We start from the raw sequence: 25101 nt of genomic DNA, 5'->3' as shown, positions 1-25101 counted from the left end.
CCACGCGATCCGTTCGCCCTGAGCCTGTCGAAGGGCGTTGGGCAGGAAGACGGTGGCGGCCGGACGAACGCCCTACCCCTGCACTTTCTCGAGCAGCGCCTTGGCGGCGGCGGTTTCGGCTTCCTGCTTGTTGGCGCCGGTCGCGGTCGCCTCGGCGAGGGTGCCGATCTTGACCTGAACGGTGAAGCGCGGCGCGTGATGCGGCCCGGAGCGGTCGATCACCGCATAATGTGGCACCGAGCGGCCGGCGGAGGCCGCCCATTCCTGGAGCTGCGACTTGGGGTGCTGCGGCGCCTTGCCGCCGCGCTGGACGCGCGCACCCCAGGCGCCGCGGATGAAGCTGCGCGCCGCCTCCAGCCCGCGCTCGCGATACCAGGCGCCGATCAGTGCCTCCATCACGTCGCCGAGGATGTTGTCGCTGTCATAGGCGCCATCGTCGCGCGCCTGCTTGCCGAGCCGCAGGTGCGCGCGGACGCCGAGGTCGCGCGCGACATCGGCGCACACCGCGCCGGTCACCAGCGAGTTGAGCCGCTTGGACAGCTGGCCCTCGGGCTCGGACGGAAACAGCTCCCACAGCCATTCCGCCATCACCAGCCCGAGCACGCGATCGCCGAGGAACTCGAGCCGCTCGTAATTGTCGGCGGCCTGGCTGCCATGGGTCAGCGCGCGTGCGAACGGGGCGGGATCGTCGGGCTGGCTGCCGAAGGTCTGGGCGAGCCAGGGGGCAAGCTGGTCGCTCAGAACCCCTCTCCGATCCGGCTCCAGCGGGCCGCCGAGAACCAGGTCCAGGGCTTGATCAGCGATGCCGAGCCGTCGGTGGAGAAGAAGCCGACCACAGCCTTGCCCTCGATCCGGTCCATCGGGATGTAGCCCATGCCCTCGGGCGGCGCGAAGCGGCTGTCGGCGCTGTCGTCGCGATTGTCGCCCATCAGGAACACGTCGCCGGCGGGGACGGTGTAGAGCCCGGTGTCGTCGGCCTGGGGGATCTCCGCCTGGTCGAGCACCATGTAGCTGCGCCCGCCGGGCAGCGTCTCGCGGAAGCGCGGGTAGCGGCAGATCGGCTTGCCGGCGGCATCGACGTCCTGGAACGCGGTGTCGCACTTGGTGGCATCGAAATTGGGGGTGAGCGGCAGCACGAAATCGGCGACGCGCTGCTTGGGGATCGGCTTGCCGTTGAGGATCACCTGGCCGTGGGTCACCTGGATGGTGTCGCCGGGCAGGCCGATCACCCGCTTAATCACGTCGTGATCGTCCGGCCCCGGCGAGCGGAACACGACGACGTCGCCGCGCGTGGGGGTGTGGCCGAGGATCCGCCCGGGGATCAGCGGCACGCCGCCCGGCAGCGACCAGCGCGAGAAGCCGTAGTTCCACTTGGAGACGAACAGATAGTCGCCGATCAGCAGCCGCGGCAGCATCGATTCGGAGGGGATCGAGAAAGGCGCGAAGATGAAGCTGCGCACGATCAGCACGATCAGCGCGAGTTTCAGCAGGAAGCGCAGCGTCTCGCTGGTTTCGGAGCGGACGGCCGGCTTGCCGGCGGCGGGCGTGGAGGTAGCCATAATCGAGAGGCGTGGCGCGACCGCCTGCCGAGGTCAAGGGCCAGGTCGAGTGGAGCCTGTTGCTCGCTCGACCGTTCGGGCAACCGTTCGGTGCCTGCTTGTCGAACCCCCGCCCCTGCTTCTACCGAGGGCAAGAACACCCGCGTCGCACACGGCTCGGGCAATTGGATGGAGTTAGCCTACCATGAGCGACTGGTCTGCGATCGAGGCCCTGCCCTCCCCCAAGCTCGTCGAACTGTTCGACGCGGATAGTGAGCGACTGTCGAAGCTGAGCCTCGACGTCGCCGGCATCCACTTCGACTGGTCGAAGACGCATCTCACCACCGAGGCGATCGACGCCTTCGCCGCGCTCGCCAAGGCCAAGGACCTGGCGGGCAAGCGCGACGCGATGTTCGGCGGCGAGCATGTCAACGTCACCGAGGACCGGCCGGTGGAGCACACCGCCGAGCGTGGCGAGGGCAAGGCCGAGAGCGTCGCCACCGCGCGCCAGTTCCATGACCGGATGCGCGCGCTGATCGATGCGATCGAGGCCGGCGCGCTGGGCGACGTGCGCCACGTGCTCCACATCGGCATCGGCGGCTCGGCCTTGGGCCCGCACCTGCTGGTCGACGCGCTCGGCCGCGAGGACAAGCGCTACGACGTCGCCATCGTCTCCAACGTCGACGGTGTCGCGCTCGAGGATGCGATCAAGGATTTCGATCCGGCCGCGACGCTGCTGGTGATCGCCTCCAAGACCTTCACCACCAAGGAAACCATGCTCAACGCCGAATCGGCGCTGCAGTGGATGACCGAGCATGGCGTCGAAGACCCTTATGGCAAGGTGATCGCGCTCACCGCCTCGCCCGACAAGGCGATCGAATGGGGTGTCGACGAAACCCGCATCCTGCCGTTCGCCGAGGGTGTCGGCGGGCGCTACTCCTTGTGGTCGTCGATCGGCTTTCCGGCGGCGATCGCGCTCGGCTGGGGCGCGTTCGAGGAGCTGCTCGAGGGCGCGGCCGAGATGGACCGCCATTTCCGCCTCACCGCGCTGCACGAGAACGCACCGGCGATCGCGGCGTTCGCGGATCTCTATTACACGCAGGTCCGCCACGCCGAGACCCGCGCGCCCTTCGCCTATGACGAGCGGCTGCGGCTGCTGCCGAGCTATCTCCAGCAGCTCGAGATGGAGTCGAACGGCAAGGGCGTCACCGTCGATGGCCAGCCGGTCGGCCGCCCGACCGCGGCGATCACCTGGGGTGGCGTCGGCACCGATGCCCAGCACGCCGTGTTTCAGCTGCTCCACCAGGGCACCCACCTCGTCCCCGTCGAGTTTATCGCGGTGATCGAACCGGGTGACACGCTGGCCGAGGATCACCACCGCCAGCTGCTGCTCAACGCCTTTGCCCAGGGCGCGGCGCTGATGAAGGGCAAGCAGGTCGACGATCCCGCGCGCAGCTATTCGGGCGACCGGCCGTCGTCGACGCTGCTGCTCGACGTGCTCGATCCGCGCACGCTCGGCGCGCTGATCGCCTTCTACGAGCATCGCGTGTTCGTGAACGGCGTGCTGCTCGGGATCAACTCGTTCGACCAGTTCGGCGTCGAGCTCGGCAAGGAGATGGCCAAGGCCGCCGACCAGGGCGGACAGGATTTCGATCCCTCCACCGAGGATCTGATCCAGCGCGCAGGGTTAGCCTCGGCGTAAGCCGTTCCCATATAGAGCCTTGACGGGGGCCGGGCTTGGCCAAGCCCGGCCCTTTTTCGCATACGGAGACCTTCCATGGCGGACAGCCAGTACGACTACGACCTCTTCGTCATCGGCGCCGGATCCGGCGGCACGCGGGCGAGCCGGGTGTCCGCCGCGCATGGCGCGCGGGTCGCGGTGGCGGAAGAGTATCGCGTCGGCGGCACCTGCGTGATCCGCGGCTGCGTGCCCAAGAAGCTGCTGATCTACGGCGCCCATTTCGCCGAGGATCTCAAGGACGCCAAGCGATTCGGCTGGCAGGTGCCCGACGATTGCGCGTTCCACTGGCCGACGCTGCGCGACAATGTGCTCGAGGAGGTCGACCGGATCAACGGCGCCTATACCCAGACGCTCGACAGCCACGGCGTCGAGATCATCAAGCAGCGCGCGGTGGTCACCGGCCCGCACAGCGTGAAGCTCGCCGACGGCTCCACCAAGACCGCCGAGCGGATCCTGGTCGCGGTCGGCGCGCATCCGGCGATCCCCAACTGCCCCGGCCACGAATACGGCATCACCTCCAACGAGGTGTTCCACCTCGAGGCGCTGCCCAAGCGCATCCTGATCGCGGGTGCCGGCTATATCGCCAACGAATTCGCCGGCATCTTCCACCAGCTCGGCAGCCATGTGATCATCATGAACCGCACCCAGGACATCCTGCGCGGCTATGACCTCTCGATCCGCGACCGGTTGCTGCAGATCTCGATCATGAAGGGGCTGGAGTTCCGCTTCGACGCGCAGTTCGAGCGGATCGAGAAGAATGACGACGGCTGCCTGACGGTGTTTATGTCGGGCCACGAGCCGGTGACGGTGGACATGGTAATGTTCGCCACCGGGCGCGTCCCCAACACCCGCGGGCTCGGCCTGGACAGCGCCGGCGTCGAGCTCGACGCGCAGGGCGCGATCAAGGTCGACGAGCGGGCGCAGTCGAGCTGCCCGAGCATCTATGCGATCGGCGACGTCACCAACCGGGTGCAGCTCACCCCGGTGGCGATCCGCGAGGGCCAGGCGTTCGCGGATACCGTCTATGGCAACAAGCCGACGCTGGTCGATTACGACAACATCCCCTCGGCGGTGTTCAGCCACCCACCGCTCGCCGGCGTCGGGCTCACCGAATCGCAGGCCAAGCAGAAGCTCGGCTCGGTCGCGGTCTATTCGTCGGACTTCCGGCCGATGAAGAACGTGCTCGCCGGCCGCAACGAGCGCGCGCTCTACAAGATGGTATGCGACGGCGAAACCGGGCGAATCGTCGGGCTGCACATGATCGGCCCCGACGTACCCGAGATACTGCAAGCCGCGGCGATCGCGGTGAAGGCCGGGCTTACCAAGGAGCAGTTCGACGCCACCGTCGCGCTGCACCCGACCATGGCCGAAGAGCTGGTGCTCATGAAATAGGCAGATTACACCCCATAATGTTGCAGATTCGCCACGCTTTGCCGTGAAAAGCAGCAATTCCGCTGGTTCAATTCGACCATACCGGTTTTAGGACTGGCGCTTGGCGCAGCCCCTGCCTAGGGGATGTGCACCGGCAGCACAGAGGCGACCAACCGCCCGACCACGCTGCGGCATGAAGCAAAGCTTCAGCCAGGGGAGGATGCCAGAAGGGCCAGGCGATTGCTGTCGCCGGGCCCTTTTTGTTTGATCTGTCGATGGCGGCAGGATGCGGCGATCCGCCCATACTCCGCCATCGAAATCGGCAGCCCCATCAGCGCGCGGATGACCGTGGGCGATCGTCGCTAGGCGAACCATCCGTCCAAGCATGTCGGACGGCATGAGACCCAGGTGCTTCGACAGGCTCAGCACGAACGGGTGAGTTGGAGACCTTCCACGCGAGCCCTTGCCCCGGGTGCACCTTACATCGGCAGCCGACCCCGCGCGGTACGCAGCGGTCGGCCCCCACTTCTTCCGTTCGCCCTGAGTCTGTCGAAGGGCCTTAGTCTCACCGCGCTTCGATAGGCTCGGCACGAACGGAACGCGCCGACGTCATCCTGCTCCAGCAACGGCAGCCAGCCGCAAGCCCGTCACGCTTGAAGCAACATAGCGAGCCTTCCGCCCGTCAGGTCGCGAACAGCAGCACCGGCGTTTCCAGCACGCGCCGCAGCGCCTGGACATAGCTCGCCGCATCATGGCCATCGACGACGCGATGGTCGCAGCTGATCGACAGGTTCATCAGCTTGGCGCGACGGATCTCGTTGCCGCGGGCCGATCCCTCCGACCCGGCGAACACCGGCCGTTCGACGATCTTGTTGGGGCCGATGATCGCCACCTCCGGTCGGTTAATCACCGGGGTGGTGGCGATGCCGCCGAGCGGGCCGAGCGAGGTCACGGTGATGGTGCCGCCGCCGAGTTCGCCCGGGGACAGCTTGTTGGCGCGTGCCGCCTCGGCGAGCCGCACGATCTCGGTGGCGAGCTGCCAGACGTTGCGGTCCTGCGCGTCGCGGATCACCGGCACGGTGAGGCCAGCGTCGGTCTGCGTCGCCATGCCGACATGGATGCGGCCGGCGCGGGTCACCACCCCCGCCTCGTCGTCGTAGCGCGCGTTGAGCATCGGGAATACCGGCAGCGTGCGGCACATCGCCGCGATCAGCAGCGGCAGCAGGGTGAGCTTGGGCCGGTCGCCACGCGCCACGTTGAGATCGGCGCGGACCCGCTCGAGCTCGGTGACGTCGATCTCGTCGACATAGGTGAAATGCGGAATGTGGCGCTTGGCGGCCGCCATGTTCTCGGCGATCCGGCGGCGCAGGCCGACCACCTTGATCGCCTCGTCGGCGCGGGCATGGGCGGCATGCGGTGCGTGATAGCCCTGCCCGCCGGCATAGCGCAGATAGGCATCGAGATCGGCATGACGGATGCGATCGGCCTCGGTCTTCACCTGGGCGAGATCGATGCCGAGATCGCGCGCGCGGGCGCGCACCGCCGGAGAGGCGAGGACGTGGGCTGGCTTGCTGCCAGTGGTCGCTGCCGCACTTTCTTGCTCAACCTCCGTTCGCCCTGAGCTTGTCGAAGGGCGTGGATCGGCTGGTGGACGCGCCTCAGGTGCTTCGACAGGCTCAGCACGAGCGGTGGATTGGGTTGTCTCTTCGACGCCGGGGTTCTCCGCGCCATATTGCTCGGCGGTCTCCGCCTGTGCGGCCGTGGCCGGCGCGGCGATCACCGCGTCGCCGGTTGCCGCCGCATCGGTCTCGATCACCACCAGCGCCGCGCCGATCGCGACCTGGTCGCCGACCTCGCCGGCGAGCTCGACCACCACGCCCGAGACGGGCGATTCCATCTCCACCGTCGCCTTGTCGGTCATCATGTCGGCGACCTGCTGGTCCTCCTCGACGCGATCGCCGACCGCGACGTGCCAGGCGACGATCTCGGCCTCGGCAATGCCCTCGCCGATGTCCGGCAGCTTGAACGTAAAGCGCGCCATTATGCGTCCTTCATGATCTTCTTGAGCGCCTGGCCGATGCGTACCGGGCCGGGGAAATAGGCCCATTCCAGGCTGTGCGGATAAGGCGTGTCGAAACCGGTGACGCGCTCGATCGGGGCTTCGAGATGGTAGAAGCAGCGCTCCTGGACCAGCGCGGACAGTTCCGCGCCGAACCCCGAGGTGCGGGTCGCCTCATGGACGATCATGCACCGGCCGGTCTTCTTCACCGATTGCTCGATGGTCTCGATGTCGAGCGGCACCAGCGTGCGCAGGTCGATGATCTCGGCATCGATGCCGGCCTCGGCCACCACCGCGGTGCAGACATGCACCATCGTCCCGTAGGCGAGGATGGTCAGCGCCTCGCCGGCCCGCGCGATCGCCGCCCTGCCGAGCGGCACCTTGTAATAGCCGGTCGGCACCTCGCCGCCGGGGTGCTTGGACCAATTCTCGGCCGGCTTGTCCCAATAGCCGTTGAACGGGCCGTTGTAGATCCGCTTGGGCTCGAAGAAGAGCACCGGATCATTGTCCTCGATCGCCGAGATCAGCAGCCCCTTGGCGTCATATGGCGTCGCCGGGATCACCGTCTTGATGCCGGAGACATGGGTGAAGATCCCCTCCGGGCTCTGGCTGTGGGTCTGGCCGCCGAAGATGCCGCCGCCGAACGGCGAGCGCACCGTCATCGGCGAGGTGAACTCGCCGGCCGAGCGGTAGCGCAGCCGCGCCGCTTCCGAGACCAACTGGTCGAGCGCGGGATAGATATAGTCGGCGAACTGGATCTCGGGGACGGGGCGCAGGCCATAGGCGCCCATGCCGATCGCGACGCCGATGATCCCGGTCTCGGTGATCGGCGTGTCGAACACCCGGGTCTTGCCGTATTTCGTCTGCAGCCCGGCGGTGGCGCGGAACACGCCGCCGAAATAGCCGACATCCTCGCCCATCACCAGCACGTCGGGATCGCGCGCCATGCAGATGTCGAGCGCGGAATTGATCGCCTGGATCATGTTCATGCGGGTGGTGGCGGGTGCGTCGTCGGACGCCACGGTCGCCGGATCAGCGTCAGCCATCATAGGTTCTTCTCCGCCTTCGACCACGTCACCCCGGCACTCATCCTCGCCACCCCGGCACCCACCTTCGTCACCCCAGCGAAAGCTGGGGTCTCCCCGTTGGAGCGCATGTCCCGGCGGCTTGAGACCCCAGCGTTCGCCGGGGTGACGGATGTGGATGCGTCGGCGTGCGTCCGAGCCATCACTTCCGCGCCCATGGCCGCCCGCTCGCTTCTTCCTCGGCCATCATCTGCGCCTGCTGCTCGCGCAGGTGCCAGGGCATCTCCTCGAACACGCCGTCGAACAATGTGTCGAGCGGCTGGTGGAGGCCGTGGCCGAGGATGCCATTGGCCTCGGCTTCCTTCTGCGCGGCGCGGACCTGCTCGGCGACCTCGCGGTCCTGCGCGGCATGGCGTTCCTCGTCCCACTCGCCGATCGCGATCAGATGGTTCTTGAGCCGCACCACCGGATCGCCGAGCGGCCAGGCGTTAGGCTCGCCGGCGCTGCGATATTGGGTCGGATCGTCGGAGGTGGAATGCCCCTCGGCGCGATAAGTGAAATGCTCGATCAGCGTCGGGCCCTGGTTGGTCCGCGCCCGCTCGGCCGCCCATTGCGTCGCCGCATAGACGGCGAGCGCGTCATTGCCGTCGATCCTGAGGCCGGCGATGCCATAGCCCACCGCGCGCGCGGCGAAGGTGGTCGCCTCCGCGCCGGCGAAGCCGGAAAAGCTCGAGATCGCCCATTGGTTGTTGACGACGTTGAAGATCACCGGCGCGCGATACACCGCGGCAAAGGTGCAGGCGGAATGGAAATCGCCCTCGGCGGTGGAGCCTTCGCCGCACCAGGTCGCCGCGATCCGGGTGTCGCCCTTGGCCGCCGACGCCATCGCCCAGCCCACCGCCTGCGGATATTGGGTGGTGAGATTGCCCGAGATCGAGAAGAAGCCCGCTTCCTTGGCCGAATACATGATCGGCAGCTGCTTGCCCTGTAGCCGGTCCGCACGATTCGAATAGATCTGGTTCATCATGTCGACCATCGACCAGCCGCGCGCGATCAGCAGACCCTGCTGGCGATAGCTCGGGAAGCACATGTCCTCGTAATCGAGCGCATAGGCTGCCGCGACCGCGACCGCCTCCTCGCCGGTCGCCTTCATGTAGAAGCTGGTCTTGCCCTGACGCTGGGCGCGGAACATGCGCTCGTCGAACGCGCGCAGCTCGACCATGCTGCGCAGCATGCGCCGCAGCACATCGGGCGCGAGCTTGGGATCCCACGGCCCGACCGCGCGGCCGTCGTCGTCGAGCACGCGGACCATCGTATAGGCGAGATCGATGAAGTCGTTCGCCTTGGCGGCGCTGTCGGGGCGGCGGACGGCGCCCGCGGCGGGGATGTCCACCGCCGCGAAATCCACCGCGTCGCCGGGGCGGAAGCGGGGTTCGGGCACGTGCAGCGACAGCGGCTGCAAATTGGCGCGAGGGTGCTCGCCGGCCATCATCTCTCCAATCCTGATCCGGTCACGCCATCAACGCGCCAGGTCCGTTATTCGCCGCTTGTTATAAAGTTTCGTGACGCTTGGCGAGTGTTTCAATCGGTTGAAACACTCCGCTCGTCGCGTCGAGCGGGATTTAGCTCACCGTCTGCTCGATCACCCCGAAGATCGGGTGGTGGCGATCGTCCTCCGCCCAGATCCGCACGCTGTCGCCGCGCTTGAGGAACGGCGTGCGCGCCTCGCCCCCTTCGAGGGTTTCCACCGTGCGTAGCTCGGCAAGGCAGGAATAGCCCGCGCCGCCGGCGGCGATCGTCGCCCCCGGGCCACCGTCGGCACCGCGGTTGGAGACCGTGCCCGAACCGATGATCGTGCCCGCCCCGAGCGCACGGGTCTTGGCGGCATGCGCCACCAGTGTGCCGAAATCGAAGGTCATGTCCTCGCCCGCCTCGGCGCGGCCGAACGGCTGGCCGTTGAACTCGATCATCAGCCGACGGTGGAGCTTGCCCTCCCGCCACCAGGGTCCGAGCGCGTCGGGTGTCACCAGCACCGGCGACAGCGTGGTGGCGGGCTTGGACTGGAAGAAGCCAAAGCCCTTGGCGAGTTCGCCCGGGATGAGATGGCGCAGCGACACGTCGTTGGCGAGGCCGACCAGCCGGATCGCGCCCAGCGCCTGCTCGCGGCTCGCGCCGAGCGGGACGTCGCCGGTCACCACCACCACCTCGCCCTCGAAGTCGCCGCCCCAGGCCTCGTCGGCCAGCGGGATAGGATCGCGCGGGGCGAGGAAGCCGTCCGAGCCGCCCTGGTAGATCAACGGGTCGTGCCAGAAGCTGTCCGGCAGATCGGCGCCGCGCGCTTGGCGCACCAGCGCGACATGGTTCACATAGGCCGAGCCATCAGCCCATTGATAGGCGCGCGGCAGCGGCGCGGCCGCCTGGTGCTCGTGGAAGCGCTGGCGCGGGATCGCCTCATGCTCGAGATCGGTGGCCAGGTTGCCAAGAGCCGGGAGCATCGCGTCCCAATCGTCGAGCGCCGCCTGCAGCGTCGGCGCGATGTGGCTGGCATCGGCGTACCAGGCGAGATCGGCCGATACCACGACGAGCGTGCCGTCGCGCCCGTGCTTGAGACTCGCGAGTTTCATGCGCTCTCCTTGCGTTTCTTATCGTTGGCGAGAGCCTATCGCAGCGCAGGACCTGCGACAAAGCTTATCGACGGCGCCGTCGCGCAAGGGATCACGCGCCGCCGATCACGCGGCTTCGGTATCGCCCGCGCGCAATTGCTCGACGAACTGATCGGTGGTGCGGCGCAGCCGGCGGGCGTGGTCGGACAGAGCGGTCGCGGCATCGCGCACCTCTTCGGACAACACGCCGGCAGCATTGGCGGCCTCGGCGACCAGCCCGATCCGCTGCTCGATGGTGTCGGCACCGATCGCGGCCTGGTGCGCGCTATATTCGATCTGTGCCGCCGTGCCGCGCTGCGCATCGACCGCGACGCGGATGTCCGCCGCCGCCCCGGCGACCTTGCCGACCGCCAGGGCCGCCGCGTCGAGGTCGCCGGCCGCGGTGCCCACCCCCTGCTGGACGTGCGCGATCAGCGTCGCGATCTTGTCGGTCGCGCGGCTGGTGGCGCCGGCGAGCACCTTCACCTCGGCGGCGACCACCGAGAAGCCGCGACCGGCATCACCCGCGCGCGCCGCCTCGATCGTCGCGTTGAGCGCGAGCAGATTGGTCTGCGCGGCGATGCCGTTGATCTCGCCGACGAAGCCGCCGATGTCCTGCGCGCGCACCGCGAGCGAGTGGACCGCGCGGTCGCCGTCTTGGGCGTTGGCGAGCGCCGCCTGGGTGAGGTGGCTCTGCTCCTCGGCGCTGCGCGCCACCCCCGCGATCGATCCGGTCAGCTGGCGCACCGCATGGGCGACGCCGCGGACGGCGGTGGACGCCTGCGACGCGCCGGTCACCGCCTCGCTCGCCTGCCGGCCGGTATCCGCCGCGATCGCGTTGAGCGAGGTCGCCGATCCTTCGAGCGTCGCCGACGCGCCTTCCAGCGCCACCGCCACCTCGACCACCGTCGCCTCGAACTCCGCGGCGAGCGCCATCAGCTCGTCGCGGCGCTGCGCGCCGGTGAACTGCTCGGCAATCGCGCGCTGTTCGCGCTCATGCGCGGAATCCGCCTCCGCGACCCGCGCCGCCTCCAGCGCCGCCACCGCCCGCTGCCGCTCGATTCGCGCGGTTTCGCGCTGTTCGTCGGCCATTTGCGCATGCAGCTCGCTCTCGCGCTGCGCCGCCTGCTGCCGCTGCACCAACTCCCGCAACTGCAGGGTAATATATGACAGGGCGCCAAGCTGGAGGATCACCGCCACGGCGTGGAACAGCACGCGCGGGAAGTTGCCGTCGCCGTCGAACACCCAGTCCGGCACCAGCCAGTCGACGACGAGATGGTGGACCGCGACCATCACCGAGGCGAGCGCGATCGGCCGCCAGTCGCACAGGATCGTCAACGCCGCGAGCGCGACGAAGAAGTACATGTGCGCATCCATCTGCCAAGGATGGCCCGAGAGCAGGAACACGAACAACGCCGGCTGGATCGCCGCCAGGCTGCCGATCGCGAGCCGCGCACCGACATCGTGGCGGTGTCGCAGCGCCATCACCGTCGGCACGATATTGGCCGCACAGCTGAGCAGCGCGGTAGCGAGCGTATAGGAACTGTGGAGCAGCAGGCCGACCAGGATCATCGCCGGGATGGCGAGCCAGCTCGCCGCGACCAGCCGGCGGATGCCACGGATGCGCAGCGTGTCGAGCGCGTCGGGGATCATGCCGGCACCGCCTCGCCACAGAGTAGCGCCGGGGCGCCGATCACCAGCACGCCATCGCCGATCATCGGCCCTGCTAGCGCGGCAAAGCGACCGCGCACCACCAGCGAGCCTGGCAACCGCCCGCGCGCGACGATCGTCGCGCCATGCCTGATTGCCGCGGCAGCCACCAGTCGGTGCGGCAGCAGCGGCAGCAGCAGCATGTTGCCCTGCTTGGGCGGGATGATCGCCAGTCCGGCGAGCACCGCTGCCACGCCCGCGATCTGCACTATAACCATGCCACGACCACGGTGAGGATGAGGGACAGCGTTCATGGCATCAGACTAGCCATCACGGTTTACGTAAAAGTAAATAGGACGTAAATGCTGCCCATATCGCAACCCGGGGCGAATACTGGCTGATTAGCATTCAAAACCGGGTGATCAGTTCAGCCAGATACAAAGCGGGCCACCTTCCGGAGAGAAGGCGGCCCGATGCTGGCAAACACAATGTCAGAAGTGGAAGGTGACGGCGCCGCGATAGGCCTGGTTCTTGACGTCCTTGCGCTCGATCGTGGTGTCGGCGCTGACCGACAGGTCGACATTGCCCATCGAGTAAGTGACGCCGCCAGCGATCTCCGCCCAATCCTGATCCTGGCTGGCGAGCGCAAACGCAGCGCTTGGCCCGGCACCACCGACGAAGTTGGCGGTGAACACGCCGGGGCGATCCTTGAAATCATGGACGTAATAGGCCGAGGCAAAGGGCTTGAAACCGACGCCGCCGCCGATCTGCAGCCCCACCCTGGCCTGCTGGCTTTCGAGATCGTCGCGGTCGGAGCGCAATGCCGGGCCGCCGCCGGTCTCGATGGTCGGGGTGAAGCCGATGTGGTTGACGCGGAACGCCGCGCGCGGGCCGGCCTGGACGCTGCCGAGATCGAACATCTCGCTGATCCCCACCTCGGCAGAGATCGCCAGCGCATTGTCGCGGCTGCGCAGCCCGAAGCTGGACCCGGCCAGCGAGACGGTCCGGAAAGTACGGGCCTGGAACACACCCGCGCTGAACTGGGTGTCGAGGGTGAGGCCTGCATCGCTCTGCAGCTTGCCGTACAGCGTGCCCTGGTAGAGGTTGCCATGCGCCTGCTGCGCGACGCCGCCGGTGGTGCCGTCGAGCTTGGTGTAGCCGAAGCCGAAGCCGATCACGCCATGCTCGCTCACCTGGCTCTCGATGCCGCCGGCGATATAGAAGCCGTCGAACTGGTCGTGCCCGCCGAACGGCACCGCGGTCGGCATCGAGCGGCTCGAGCCATCGACATAGCCACCGGCGATGAATACGCCGACATTTTTGGGCAACACCCCCTCGGACACGCTGGTGCCGGTCGAATCGCTCGCTACCTGCTGGCTCGCCGGCAGGTCGCTCGCGAGCAGCGAGGCGAATTGTTGCGGCTTGCCGATCACGGTCAGCGTGCCGCCCATCGTGGTGCGCGGATCGATCCCGGCGAGCCGCTGGCGATAAAAGCGCGCCATATTGTCGGTCGCGGTCGTGCCGAGTGCATATTTGAGCGTCTGGGTCCGCGGCGCCAGGCCTCCGAGCGTCGACTGGATGGTGCCGGCGCTCTGCATGTCGAGGATGCCGTAGAGCGTCGACAGATTGGCGTAGCTGGTGGCCCGATTGCGATCGAGCAGCCCGGCATAGGCCGTCTGGATCGGGGTGTTGGCGACGACATTGGCGTAGAGGCCGGCGATGATCCGCGCCTGCACCGCATTGGCCGAGTAGATATATTGCGGCGTGAGGATCGCCGACAGCGGCGACGCGGTCTGGAACGTGCCCGTCACCCCGCCTGCCGCGGTAAGGATGGTATACACGTCGCCAGAACGGATCGTGTAGCCGGCGACGGGCGCGAAGCCGACCCGGCCGCCGATGCTGGCGAGACCGTCGGTGGCGGTAGTCTTGACCACGGCGATCCGATCCGAAGCGCCGCTGGGGCCGACATCGACCAGCAGCGTGCTGCCCGACGACAGCACGACATTGCCGCCGAAGGTGAGCGTCCCGACCGTGCCGATCGTGCCGGGTGCGATCATGCCGGTGGCGTTGGTGAAATAAGGCGCGTTGATCCGCCCCGCCCCGGTCAGGCCGCCGCTGAGCAGCAGGTAATCGCCCTGCGAGGTCAACGTGCCGTCCACCTGCACCACGCCGTTGAACTGGTTGACCGCCATCAGGCTGGTCAGCGAGCCGGTGCTCGTCACGTTGAGCCGCGACTGCGCGCCGCTCACGGTGAAGCGGTCGATCGTCACCGCCGAATTCAGCGTCGTCGTGCCCGCAGCGGAGAGGGTGATGTCGAAATAGCGCGCGTTGGTCTTGGTGGCGGCATTGGGATCGACGTTGTTGGGCACGAAGTTGGTTGCGCCGGGCAGGCCGTTGGCGAGCGTCGCCGCCGGCAGCGCCGCGGCCACCGCATCGCCGCTGGCAGCGGCGGTGACATCGGTCGCGGCGAGGCTGGCGGTGGCACTGCCGGCCTGCGCCTCGCGGGTCACCGTCATCCCGTCGGCACGGCCGCCGGTCGCCGCCGTGGTCGTGCTGGTGGCATCGGCGACCTTCACCGCGGCGGCATCGCCCGCGGGAACCGTGGCGTCGACGGGCACGCCGTTCACCGTCTCGACCCCCGTGGCATTGTCATAGCAGTCGCTTGCCCCGCCCTGCTCGAAGCAGATCTGGCCGAACTTGCCGCTGGTGCCGTTGATGCCCTCGCCGGGGCTGGCCGGCACACCGTTGACCAGCGCACCGTTGACGAGGACCTGATAGGCGGGGTCGACCAGCGTCTGCCAGTGGGTGGGATCGGTCCAATTGCCGTCACCTGCCTTAGCCGCTGCATAGCGATAGGGGTTGTTGGCCGCGATATAGTCCCAGAACAGGTACAGTGGCTGGTAGAAGGAGGTGGTCCCGTAGCTGCCCGACGGCTGGGCGTTGAAGTAGCGACTGCCACCTGACAGCACGCCGATCACCACCTGCTTGGCGAAGGCGCGGTCGATCACCAGCGGCCCGCCCGAATCGCCGCTGCCGGTGATCCCTTCCGAGGGCAGCGCATTGTCCTTGAACGCGTTGAAGTCGAATGGGCTCGCCGCCGCCGTGCCGCGGCGGGGATCGTCGAAGTCGAGCTGGTAGAGGTTCTGCGGCAGCCCATCGGGCTCGCCGAACAGGAACAGATCGACGTCGTCGAGCGAGCCGAGCAGCCCGACGTAATTCTCGGCAGCACGGCGACGATAGTCGATCCCGCCGGTGGCGCCGGTGGTGCCGACACCGTTGGTGCCATAGCCGATCTCGGCGACATGATAGCCGGTGCCCGCGGTGGCGCTGATGGCACTGGGGGCGGGCAGCGCCGAGAGCAGGATCGCCCAGGTCGGCACGTTGGCGGCGGGCGTGTCGAGCGAGGCCAGCGCGACGTCGCCCTGCAGGAAGTTGTTGGCGATGCCGAGTGCGACCGACGCCGGATTGTAGATGACCTGATTGACGTTGTACAAATAGTTGCTGGTCGAGGTCTGGTACTTGAGCGCGCCGTTGAGCCAGCGGCCGAACGCCGAATTGCCGGCGACATTGTTGTTGGCCTGGAAGCCGAACGCGATCGGGATGCCGCCTTGCGCCGCGCCATAGCCCCAGGGATCCTGCACGCCGGTGCCGGCGGGGTTCTCGTTCACGCAATGCGCCGCGAACAACACCGTGCGCGGGTTGATCAGCGTGCCGGTGCACAGGCCGATGAAGCCGTTCTGCTGGTCGACCACCATCTGGCCGACGCCGGTGACGCCGCCGGTGTCGAGCGCCGTCGTCGGTGTGCCGGGCTGCGAGATGATGATCGAGGGCTCGTTGATCATCCCGGCAGGCGCGACCGAGCCATTCTGCGCCTCATTGTACATACCGGTGGGACCATCCTGGGCAGCGGCGATGCCCGGCAGCGCGACAAGCGCGGTCGTTGCCAGAAGCGCGCGGCGCGCAACGGCACGGATTGACGAATCAACCATGTGAGTCTTCCCCTGTTCACCCACGCCGCTCTCCCCGCGGCTTGCTGAGTGTTACGCAACGTATCGGTAGGTTACATCGAGTCAAGCCGGGTTGGTGCAAGATCTACAACAGGTTAGATCGATTTCTTTGCAGTTGTCGCGGCGTTGCTTGTTGCGGGTGCTCCGGTGGGCGGTCCGGTGCCACGGCAGCCGGCAGATTGACTTTTGTTGCGACTGCGTGCATATGGCCCAGCATCGAGGCGTAATGCAGCGTGATTGGACCCGTGGGTCCAGGCTCCGCCTCGGTCGCTAACGCAAGGCTTCCCTTTTCACGCGGGGTGTCATTCTCCCCCCGCCACCCGTGCGTGCCATCACGCGTGGGCATGGCCTCTTCAAGGTTTCCCCATGTCCTTTTCCGATCTCGGCCTTGCCGAGCCGCTCGTCCGCGCGCTCGAAGCCAAGGGCTATACCACCCCTACCCCGATCCAGGCGCAGTCGATCCCGACGCTGCTCGAAGGCCGCGACCTGCTCGGCATCGCGCAGACCGGCACCGGCAAGACCGCCGCGTTCGTGCTGCCGTCGATCCAGCATCTGAGCAACGCGCAAAAGCGCGTGCTGCCGACCCATTGCCGCATGCTGGTGCTGGCGCCGACCCGCGAGCTCGCCGGTCAGATCGCCGACAGTGCCCGCGCCTATGGCCAGTTCTCCAAGATGTCGGTCGCCACCGTGTTCGGCGGCACCAGCATCAACAAGAACCGCCAGGACGTGAGCCGCGGCGTCGACATCCTCGTCGCCACCCCGGGCCGCCTGATCGACGTCGTCGAGCAGGGCTTCCTCAACCTCTCGATGATCGAGATCCTGGTGCTCGACGAGGCCGACCAGATGCTCGACCTCGGCTTCATCCACGCGCTCAAGAAGATCGTGCGGATGCTGCCCAAGAAGCGCCAGACGCTGTTCTTCTCGGCTACGATGCCGGTCGCGATCCGCGAGCTCGCCTCGCAGTTCCTGCATGATCCGGCGACGGTGACGATCAAGCCGGCGGCGACCACCGCCGAGCGCGTCGATCAGTATGTCACCTTCGTCAACCAGGCGGAAAAGCAGGCGCTGCTCACTATCACGCTGCAGGATCCGGCGATCGACCGCGCGCTCGTCTTCACCCGCACCAAGCATGGCGCCGACCGCGTCGTGAAGCTGCTCGCCGGCAACGGCATCGCCAGCAACGCGATCCACGGCAACAAGAGCCAGCCGCAGCGCGAGCGCGCGCTCGGCGAGTTCAAGGCCGGCAAGGTGAAGATCCTGGTCGCGACCGACATCGCCGCGCGGGGCATCGACGTCTCGGGCGTCAGCCATGTCGTCAACTTCGAGCTGCCCAACGTGGCCGAGCAGTACGTCCACCGTATCGGGCGGACGGCGCGCGCCGGCGCCAGTGGCATCGCGGTGTCGTTCTGCGCCGACGACGAGAAGCCTTATCTGCGCGACATCGAGCGCACCACGCGCCAGAAGATCAACATTACCGCGCTGCCCGAGGACTTCAACGCCCAGGCCGCCAAGATCAAGGCGACGCGGACGCAGGCGATCGGCGCCGACCCCGCACCGCGCGAGGATCGTCCGCGCGCAGAGCGTGGCCCGGCACGCCCGCGCGCCACGCACGCGCCGACCGCGACGGGGCGCAACTACGGCCCGTCGGGTCGTAGCGGCGGCAGCCGCCAGGGTGCCCAGGGTGGCGGCAACGGCGGTGGCCAGGGCGGCGGCGGGCGTCCTGCCGGCGGCGGCGGTCGTGGTCGCAGCGGCGGCGGCGGCGGTGGCGGTCGCCCCGGCGGTGGCCGCAGCGGCGCGGCGCCGGCGGCGCGCTGAGGAAACAGAAGGTCGTCTGGCGGGTTTGCTACGGTGAACCCGCCAGGAGACCTGCCATGGACGTATCAACCACCCCCGTCGCCGAGCGTATCGCCCGCGTGCTGGCCGGCCAGCGGATCAGCGCCAATGCGCAAGGCCAGGAGGAATCCGCCTCGCGCGAGGTGGACAGCGTGTGGCGCGACTACCTTCCCGATGCCCGCGCCGTGCTGAACACGCTGCGCGAGCCAGATCACGCGATGGCCGCGGCCGGCGATCCGGCGGTGTGGGAACGCATGGTGCTGGCCGCGATCAAGGAGTCGCGGCCCGAGACCGTGGTGCTCTGAGGCTGGCTGCCCCATAACCTACGTTCGCCCTGAGCTTGTGGAAGGGCGTGAAGCCCACCTGTGCTTCGACGGGCTCAGCACGAACGGGCTAATTTCCTCCCCCTCAATCCTCGAACACCGCGGCGCGCTTTTGCATGTGCGCCATCACCTGCTCGATCTGGTTGGGGGTACGGATCACGCGTAGCTGCTCGTCGCTTTCCGCGCGCAGCACCGCCGCCGCATCAGCATCGGCCGCCAGGTTGAACAAGCGCTTGCTGCCGCGGATCGCGTGCGGATTGCGCGCGGCGATGATCCGCGCCAGCGCCAGCGCCTCGTCGCGCGGATCCTCGGCGATCCGCGTGATCAAGCCATGCCCCAGCGCCTCTGCGGCGCCGAACTCGCGGGCCGTATAGGTCAGCTCGCGCAGCACGTCGTCGCGCGCTAGGCTGCGCCACAGCGCGACGCCCGCCATGTCGGGGACCAGCCCCCAATGCGTCTCGCGGATCGAGAAGCGCGTCTCCGGGTGGGCGAGGCGGATGTCCGCACCCGCGACGATCTGGAAGCCGCCGCCGAAGGCGACGCCATGGATCGCCGCGATCACCGGCATCGGCAGCTCGTGCCAGCCCCAGGCGGCATATTGCGCGCGGTTCGCGATGCCATGGTCGCGCGTGTCGAGCGCCAGCCCCGATCCGCCATTGGCCATCGCCGCCATGTCGAGCCCGGCGCAAAACCCCCTGCCCTCGCCGGACAGCACCACGCAGCGCACCTCGACCATCCGCTTGAGCTGGTCGATCGCCGCCGCCAGATCGTCGAACATCGCGGGGTCGAGCGCGTTCATCTTGTCGGGCCGGGCGAGGCGGACATCGGCGATGCCGTCCTCGACGATGATGGTGACGCGACCGTTCGGCTGGGCGTTCATGCGACCTCTCCTTCGCGTGTCCCTTAGCCGCCCGCGGCCGGCGTAGACAGTCGGTCGTGGCGCTGTAGGGTCGGGAAAAAAGGAGGGGATATGGCGTTCGACATCGTGCGCTTCACCGCAGCCGGGTTCGGCGGCCACGGCAACGCACTAGGCCTGCGGTACCACGACCACGGCGAGGATTGGGCCGAACTCGCGCTGCCCTATCAGCACCGGCTCGCCGGCGACGCGGACAGCGGCGCGCTGGCGGCGGGGCCGATCATCGCGATGCTCGACATGGCAACCAGCTTGGCGGTGTGGCTCAAGCGTCGGCGCTTCGCGCACCAGGCGACGCTCGACCTGCGGGTCGATCAGATCCGCCGGGCACGGGCGGGCGGCACCGTGTTCGGGCGCGGCGAATGCGTGGCGCTGACCGGCTCGATCGCGTTCGTGCGCGGCGTTGCCTATGACCAGGACATCGGCGATCCGCTGGCGCAGGTCGCCGGCACCTTCATGCTGATGGACCGGCTGTCGTGAGCCAGGCGCTGCCGCCGTATGCCACGCTGCTCGGCATCGCGCTGGAGGATCACGCCGATGCCCCGCCGGTGCTGGTGATGCCGTTCGGCGACGATGTGCTCGGCCGCCCGGGCTTTCTTCACGGCGGCGCGATCGCCGGGCTGCTGGAACTCGCCGCCATCGCCGCGCTGCGCCAGGCGCTGGCCGCCGATGGCGGCGGCCGGATCGAGCCGGTCACCCACAGCATCGACTTCATGCGCGGCGGCCGCGATCGGCCGACCCGCGCGCGCGGGCGGATCGGCCGGCTCGGCACCCGGATCGCCAATGTCGAGGCGGTCGCCTGGCAGGATGACGAATCCCGCCCCATCGCGGCGGCGCGCACGACCTGGCTGATCGTGCGGCCAGCGGCGGGCAGCTAGCCCGCGGGGGTCAGCTTGATCAGCCGGCCCTGCGATTCGCCGCCATCCTCGATCAGCCAGATCGCGCCGTCGGCCGCCTGCTCGACGTCGCGGATCCGCGCGCCCATGCGCCACTGGTCGGCCTTGGCGGCGTTGGTGCCGTCGAGATGGACATGGACCAGCGACTGCGACGACAGCCCACCGATGAACGCATCGCCCTTCCACTGCGGGAACAGCGATCCCGAATAGATCATCAGCCCGCCGGGCGAGATCACCGGGTTCCACCACAGCTTGGGCGGCTCATAGCCGTCGCCCGGCCGGTGATCGGAAATGTCGGTGCCGTCGTAGTTGCTGCCGTTGGAGGCGTTCGGCCAGCCGTAATTGCGCCCGGGAAGGATCAGGTTGAGCTCGTCGCCCCCCTTCGGCCCCATCTCCTGCTCCCACAGATTGCCATGCGCATCGAAGGCGAGGCCGAGCAGGTTGCGGTGGCCATAGGTCCAGATCTCCGGCGCGAACCCTTTAGCCGCCAAGGGGTTGCCGGGCGCGGGCTTGCCGTCCAGCGTCAGCCGCAGCACCTTGCCGAGCGTCACCTTGGGGTCCTGCGCGGGGGTGAACTTCTGGCGCTCGCCGTTGGTGAAGAACAGGTACCTGCCGTCCGGCGAGAAGGCGATGCGGCCCGAATAATGGCCATTGCCCTCAACAAAGGGACGCGCCCGGAACAGCGTCTCGACCTCGCGCAGCCGGGCTTGGCCTGCACTCTCGTCAAGCCGTCCGCGCGCGAGCACCACGCCCTTGCCGCCCTCGCCCGCCGTCGAATAGCTGAAATAAAGGCGGCGGCTGGTGGCGAAATCAGGCGCCAGGACGACATCCATCAACGCGCCCTGGCCCGCCGAATCGACCGGCAGCGTCGCGATGGTCTGCCTGGACTTGCCGTCGCCGGCCACGAGCAGCATCTGCCCGCCCTTCTCCGTCACCAGCAGGCGTCCATCGGGCAAGGCTGCCAGCGCCCAGGGTGAGTCAAAGTCCGCCACCACGGTTTCCTTGAACGGCTTGGCGCTCGGCGGCGTGGTGCCGGCTTGGCCGGCCACGTCGGCGGGCGCGTTGCCGGAGCACGCCAGCAGCGCAATCGGCAGGGTGGCAAGCAGGGTACGGCGCATGATTCTCTCCCGGACTGCCCCGCTCGAGCAGGGCGCCGCCGAGGATGCCCCGTTTGCCGGCTTGTTTCCACCCGGCGCCTTGCGTATATGACAGCTACTTTCTCTTACATCGTCAGGTGCAAGGGGCTGCGGGGTTCTCCCCGCGGCGCCAACTGCCTGTACCCGGAGCATTCATGGCGGACATGGCCGTATTGACGCAGTTGATCGAACCCGAGGCGCGCGCGCTCGGCTTCGATCTGGTGCGTGTAAAGATGTACGGCGGCAAATCGGATCCGACGCTGCAGGTGATGGCCGAGCGGCCCGAGACCCGGCAGCTGACGATCGACGATTGCGCCGAGCTGTCGCGCCGGATCTCCGACCTGTTCGACGAGAAGGACCCGATCGAGGAGGCCTATCGGCTCGAGGTGTCGTCCCCCGGGATCGATCGCCCGCTGACCCGGCCTAAGGATTACGCCGACTGGGCGGGTCATGAGGCCCGCGTCGTGCTCGGCGAGAAGATCGATGGGCGCAAGATCCTCACCGGCGACATCGTCGGGGCCGAGGGCGACCAGATCACCATCGACGTGCGCGGCTATCAGCCGATGACGGTCGCGTTCGACCTGATCCACGATGCCAAGCTGACGATCACCGATCGCCTGCTTGCCGCTACCGCGCCGCTCTCTGCCGAGGGCGCCGACGAATTCGAAGACGCGTCCGACGACGACGCCCCTGACACTGACGGCGTCCATGACGCTCCCAAGGAAGGACAGCAGTAAGATGGCCACTGTCGCCACCGCCAACCGTGCCGAGCTGATCGCGATCGCCAATTCGGTCGCGTCCGAGAAGATGATCGACAAGGCGATCGTGATCGAGGCGCTCGAGGAAGCGATCCAGCGCGCCGCCAAGACCCGCTATGGCAGCGAGAACGACATCCGCGCCAAGCTCGACCCGCTGTCTGGCGACCTGCGCCTGTGGCGCGTCGTCGAGGTGGTCGAGGCGGTTGACGACTATTTCAAGCAGGTCGACGTCAAGGGCGCGCAGAAGATCCAGAAGGATGCCGCGGTCGGCGATTACATCATCGATCCGCTGCCCCCGATCGAGTTCGGCCGCATCCAGGCCCAGGCTTCCAAGCAGATCATCTTCCAGAAGGTCCGCGACGCCGAGCGCGAGCGCCAGTATGAAGAGTTCAAGGATCGTCAGGGCGAGATCATCACCGGTGTCGTCAAGCGCGTCGAGTTCGGTCACATCGTCGTCGACCTCGGCCGCGCCGAGGGCGTGATCCGTCGCGACCAGCAGATCCCGCGCGAAGTGGTGCGCGTCAATGATCGCATCCGCTCGCTGATCCTCAACGTCCGCCGCGAGAGCCGCGGGCCGCAGATCTTCCTCAGCCGCGCCCACCCCGACTTCATGAAGAAGCTGTTCGCGCAGGAAGTGCCGGAGATCTACGACGGCATCATCACCATTATGGCCGCCGCGCGCGATCCGGGCAGCCGCGCCAAGATCGGCGTGATCAGCCGCGATTCGTCGATCGATCCGGTCGGCGCCTGCGTCGGCATGAAGGGCAGCCGCGTCCAGGCCGTCGTGCAGGAGATGCAGGGCGAGAAGATCGACATCATCCCCTGGTCGCCCGACACCGCCACCTTCGTCGTCAACGCGCTGCAGCCTGCCTCGGTGAGCCGCGTCGTGATCGACGAGGAAGAGGACCGCATCGAGGTGGTCGTCCCCGACGACCAGCTCAGCCTCGCGATCGGCCGTCGCGGCCAGAACGTCCGCCTTGCGAGCCAGCTGACCGCCAAGGCGATCGACATCCTCACCGAGCAGGATGCCTCCGAGAAGCGCCAGAAGGAGTTCACCGAGCGTACCGAGATGTTCCAGAACGAGCTGGACGTCGATGAGACGCTCGCGCAGCTGCTGGTTGCCGAGGGCTTCGGCGCACTCGAGGAGGTCGCCTATGTCGATCTCGACGAGATCGCCGGCATCGAGGGCTTCGACGAGGATCTCGGCCAGGAGCTGCAGAGCCGCGCCCAGGAGGCACTCGACCGCCGCGAAGCCGCCAACCGCGAGGAGCGTACCGCGCTCGGCGTGGAAGACGCGCTGGCCGACATTCCCTATCTCACCGAGGCCATGCTGGTGACGCTCGGCAAGGCAGGCATCAAGACGCTCGACGATCTCGCCGACCTCGCCACCGACGAGCTGGTCGAGAAGAAGCGCGCCGAGCCGCGCCGCCGCAACGAGGATGCCCCCAAGCGTCCTGAGCCGAAGGGCGGGATCCTCGCCGAATATGGCCTCAGCGACGAGCAGGGCAACGAGATCATCATGGCCGCCCGCCAGCATTGGTTCGCGGACGAGGAGGGTGACGCAGAGGCAGCAACCCCGGCAACGGCCGAGGCGGATGCCGACGTCGCGACGGACGAGAAGGACGCCTGATGCCGTTCGTCTCGATCCGCATCTCGGGCACCGCTACCAAGGACCAGAAGGCCGGCATCGTCGCCGACGTCACCCAGTCGCTCGTCGAGCGGCTGGGCAAGAAGCCCGGTGCGGTGCAGATCGTGATCGAGGAAGTGTCCACGGAGAATTACGGTGCCGGCGGGCAGTTGCTCGCCGACCGTGACGCGCCCCAGCCGAGGGAGGACGCGCATGCGGTTCCCTCGCAATGAGACGCTAGCGCGTCACCCGCTCGGTGGGGCACTGACCGGCTCGCAGGGGATGCCTGCGGGGCGGCCGCGCCGCGCCTGCCGCAGGATGCAGGCCCGATGAGCGACCCCATCCGCAAGTGCATCCTCGCGCAGGAGCATGACGCGCGCGATCATCTCGTGCGGCTGGCGCTCGCGCCCGACGGCCGGGTGCTGCCCGACGTCCGCGCCAAGGCCCCGGGCCGGGGTGCCTGGATCGGCGTCACCCGTGCCGAGCTCGAACAGGCGATCGCCAAGAAGCGGCTGAAGGGCGCGCTCGCGCGATCGTTCAAAGGCGCCGACTTCACGATCCCCGAGGACCTGCCGGCGCTGATCGAGGCGGCGCTCGAGCGCAACGCGATGGACCGGCTCGGCCTCGAATCACGCTCGGGCATGCTACTCAGCGGCTCGGACAAGATCGAGCAGGCGGCGCGGTCCGGGCAGCTTCACGCGCTCTACCACGCGTCCGATGCCGGCACCGACGGCAACCGCAAGCTCGACCAAGCCTGGCGGGTTGGCCGCGATCGCGAAGGATCCGACCTTCGGGGGTTGGCGTTGCCGATCCCGCGCCCCATATTGTCATTGGCGCTGGGGCGTCAGAATGTGGTACACATCGGCTTGACCGACCGCGCTGCGGCGAAGCGGGTGAGCGATGCGCTCGACCGCTGGCTGCATTTTATCGGACCTGAACCCACCCCCGTGCCTTGCGAAACGGCCTCGCAGGGCGCATCGGCGCCCGAAGTGCTTCCCGAGAGATCCGGGGCCGCATTGTCCGGGGCTTTGCCGGCCGTAGACGTAAACGAGGAATTTGAGTGAGCGACACCGACAACGAAAAGCCGAAGCTTGGCATGCGCACCCCGCTGGGGTTGAAGCGCACGGTCGAGACCGGCCAGGTGAAGCAGAGCTTCAGCCACGGCCGGTCCAATACGGTTATCGTGGAAACGAAGCGCCGCCGCGTGCTCGGCCGGCCCGGCGAGGCTCAGCCCGCCGAACAGGCGTTCGCGCCCGAGCCCGAGGCGGCCCCTGCTCCGGCGCCCCAGGCCGCTGCGCCCGCGCCGCGCCCTGCTGCCGACAATCTGTCGCCGCAGGAGCGCCAGTCCAAGCTGCTGCGCGAGGCCGAGGAACAGCGCATGCATGCGCTGGAAGACGCGCGCCGTCGCGATGAGGCGACCCGCGTCCAGCACGCCGAGGACGAGCGCACCCGCGCCGCCGAGCGTGCGGCGGCCGCCAACGCCCCTGCTCCCGCCCCCGCGGCAGAGCCGGCGCCCGAGTCTACCCCGGCGCCAGCCCCGGTAGCCGAGGTCGCACCGCCCGTCGCTGCCGCCCCGGTCGCG

22 protein-coding genes are annotated in these 25101 nt (G+C 68.1%); 11 read left to right on the top strand and 11 right to left on the bottom strand.

Features of this window, described 5'->3' with window-relative positions:
* Positions 1-72: 72 nt before the first annotated feature.
* Positions 73-741, bottom strand: a complete 669-nt coding sequence (rnc, locus tag OXR60_RS18265) for a ribonuclease III (RefSeq protein ID WP_267397418.1) — start codon at positions 739-741, stop codon at positions 73-75.
* On the bottom strand, positions 738-1559 hold the full coding sequence (gene lepB, locus OXR60_RS18260; RefSeq protein WP_267397415.1) for a signal peptidase I: 822 nt from the start codon (positions 1557-1559) through the stop codon (positions 738-740). The genes rnc and lepB overlap by 4 nt, the downstream gene beginning before the upstream one ends.
* A 184-nt stretch (positions 1560-1743) precedes the next feature.
* Between lepB and pgi the strand changes: the two genes are divergently transcribed.
* Complete coding sequence (pgi, locus tag OXR60_RS18255; protein WP_267397414.1) at positions 1744-3240, top strand: glucose-6-phosphate isomerase; 1497 nt, start codon at positions 1744-1746, stop codon at positions 3238-3240.
* 75 nt (positions 3241-3315) lie between these two features.
* On the top strand, positions 3316-4671 hold the full coding sequence (gorA, locus tag OXR60_RS18250; protein ID WP_267397413.1) for a glutathione-disulfide reductase: 1356 nt from the start codon (positions 3316-3318) through the stop codon (positions 4669-4671).
* Positions 4672-5332: 661 nt separating this feature from the next.
* On the opposite strand, the gene OXR60_RS18245 is transcribed toward gorA, so the two are convergent.
* The 7 genes from OXR60_RS18245 to OXR60_RS18215 all read right to left on the bottom strand — a co-directional run bounded on the left by OXR60_RS18245 (position 5333) and on the right by OXR60_RS18215 (position 16015).
* The gene (locus tag OXR60_RS18245; protein WP_267397412.1) at positions 5333-6691 is read right to left on the bottom strand and encodes a dihydrolipoamide acetyltransferase family protein; all 1359 of its coding nucleotides are present in this window, start codon (positions 6689-6691) and stop codon (positions 5333-5335) included.
* Positions 6691-7698, bottom strand: coding sequence for an alpha-ketoacid dehydrogenase subunit beta (locus tag OXR60_RS18240; protein ID WP_267397417.1), 1008 nt, complete (start codon positions 7696-7698; stop codon positions 6691-6693). The genes OXR60_RS18245 and OXR60_RS18240 overlap by 1 nt, the downstream gene beginning before the upstream one ends.
* Positions 7699-7936: 238 nt before the next feature.
* Positions 7937-9223: a 3-methyl-2-oxobutanoate dehydrogenase (2-methylpropanoyl-transferring) subunit alpha gene (locus tag OXR60_RS18235; protein WP_267397416.1), complete on the bottom strand. Its 1287-nt coding sequence runs from the start codon at positions 9221-9223 to the stop codon at positions 7937-7939.
* A gap of 133 nt (positions 9224-9356) precedes the next feature.
* On the bottom strand, positions 9357-10358 hold the full coding sequence (locus OXR60_RS18230) for a fumarylacetoacetate hydrolase family protein (protein WP_267397411.1): 1002 nt from the start codon (positions 10356-10358) through the stop codon (positions 9357-9359).
* 105 nt (positions 10359-10463) lie between these two features.
* On the bottom strand, positions 10464-12029 hold the full coding sequence (locus tag OXR60_RS18225; protein WP_267397410.1) for a methyl-accepting chemotaxis protein: 1566 nt from the start codon (positions 12027-12029) through the stop codon (positions 10464-10466).
* The gene (locus tag OXR60_RS18220; protein ID WP_267397408.1) at positions 12026-12304 is read right to left on the bottom strand and encodes a hypothetical protein; all 279 of its coding nucleotides are present in this window, start codon (positions 12302-12304) and stop codon (positions 12026-12028) included. The genes OXR60_RS18225 and OXR60_RS18220 overlap by 4 nt, the downstream gene beginning before the upstream one ends.
* Before the next feature lie 213 nt (positions 12305-12517).
* Positions 12518-16015 carry an autotransporter domain-containing protein gene (locus tag OXR60_RS18215; RefSeq protein WP_267397407.1) on the bottom strand — a complete coding sequence of 1166 codons (3498 nt, stop codon included), beginning with the start codon at positions 16013-16015 and terminating at the stop codon, positions 12518-12520.
* Positions 16016-16399: 384 nt separating this feature from the next.
* On the opposite strand from OXR60_RS18215, the gene OXR60_RS18210 reads away from it, so the two are divergent.
* Together OXR60_RS18210 and OXR60_RS18205 are read left to right on the top strand one after the other, a co-directional pair.
* Complete coding sequence (locus OXR60_RS18210) at positions 16400-17848, top strand: DEAD/DEAH box helicase (protein ID WP_267397406.1); 1449 nt, start codon at positions 16400-16402, stop codon at positions 17846-17848.
* Between the two features lie 56 nt (positions 17849-17904).
* Positions 17905-18171 (top strand): hypothetical protein, encoded by a 267-nt coding sequence (locus OXR60_RS18205; RefSeq protein WP_267397405.1) that lies wholly within the window; start codon positions 17905-17907, stop codon positions 18169-18171.
* 103 nt (positions 18172-18274) lie between these two features.
* Here the strand turns inward: OXR60_RS18205 and OXR60_RS18200 are convergent, their stop codons facing one another.
* Positions 18275-19069: a crotonase/enoyl-CoA hydratase family protein gene (locus OXR60_RS18200; RefSeq protein WP_267397404.1), complete on the bottom strand. Its 795-nt coding sequence runs from the start codon at positions 19067-19069 to the stop codon at positions 18275-18277.
* Between the two features lie 90 nt (positions 19070-19159).
* Between OXR60_RS18200 and OXR60_RS18195 the strand changes: the two genes are divergently transcribed.
* Both OXR60_RS18195 and OXR60_RS18190 read left to right on the top strand, forming a co-directional pair.
* The gene (locus OXR60_RS18195; RefSeq protein ID WP_267397403.1) at positions 19160-19582 is read left to right on the top strand and encodes a PaaI family thioesterase; all 423 of its coding nucleotides are present in this window, start codon (positions 19160-19162) and stop codon (positions 19580-19582) included.
* Positions 19579-19980 (top strand): PaaI family thioesterase, encoded by a 402-nt coding sequence (locus OXR60_RS18190; protein ID WP_267397402.1) that lies wholly within the window; start codon positions 19579-19581, stop codon positions 19978-19980. Before OXR60_RS18195 ends, OXR60_RS18190 begins: the two co-directional genes overlap by 4 nt.
* Here the strand turns inward: OXR60_RS18190 and OXR60_RS18185 are convergent.
* Positions 19977-21116 carry a PQQ-dependent sugar dehydrogenase gene (locus OXR60_RS18185; RefSeq protein WP_267397401.1) on the bottom strand — a complete coding sequence of 380 codons (1140 nt, stop codon included), beginning with the start codon at positions 21114-21116 and terminating at the stop codon, positions 19977-19979. The genes OXR60_RS18190 and OXR60_RS18185 overlap by 4 nt on opposite strands.
* Positions 21117-21289: 173 nt before the next feature.
* Between OXR60_RS18185 and rimP the strand changes: the two genes are divergently transcribed.
* The 5 genes from rimP to OXR60_RS18160 form a co-directional block, all read left to right on the top strand.
* Positions 21290-21871 carry a ribosome maturation protein RimP gene (rimP, locus tag OXR60_RS18180; RefSeq protein ID WP_267397400.1) on the top strand — a complete coding sequence of 194 codons (582 nt, stop codon included), beginning with the start codon at positions 21290-21292 and terminating at the stop codon, positions 21869-21871.
* Between the two features lies 1 nt (position 21872).
* Positions 21873-23522, top strand: coding sequence for a transcription termination factor NusA (nusA, locus tag OXR60_RS18175; RefSeq protein ID WP_267397399.1), 1650 nt, complete (start codon positions 21873-21875; stop codon positions 23520-23522).
* Positions 23522-23752 (top strand): 4-oxalocrotonate tautomerase family protein, encoded by a 231-nt coding sequence (locus tag OXR60_RS18170; RefSeq protein WP_267397398.1) that lies wholly within the window; start codon positions 23522-23524, stop codon positions 23750-23752. The genes nusA and OXR60_RS18170 overlap by 1 nt, the downstream gene beginning before the upstream one ends.
* Positions 23753-23848: 96 nt before the next feature.
* The gene (locus OXR60_RS18165; protein WP_267397397.1) at positions 23849-24583 is read left to right on the top strand and encodes a DUF448 domain-containing protein; all 735 of its coding nucleotides are present in this window, start codon (positions 23849-23851) and stop codon (positions 24581-24583) included.
* The coding region (locus tag OXR60_RS18160) for an IF-2-associated domain-containing protein (protein WP_267397396.1) at positions 24580-25101 on the top strand (522 nt) is incomplete at its 3' end. The genes OXR60_RS18165 and OXR60_RS18160, both read left to right, overlap by 4 nt.

It is taken from the genome of Sphingomonas sp. GC_Shp_5 (genome assembly GCF_026540855.1).
In the GTDB taxonomy this organism is placed as follows: Bacteria; Pseudomonadota; Alphaproteobacteria; order Sphingomonadales; family Sphingomonadaceae; genus Sphingomonas.
This window is presented reverse-complemented; position numbering and strand designations above follow the sequence as displayed.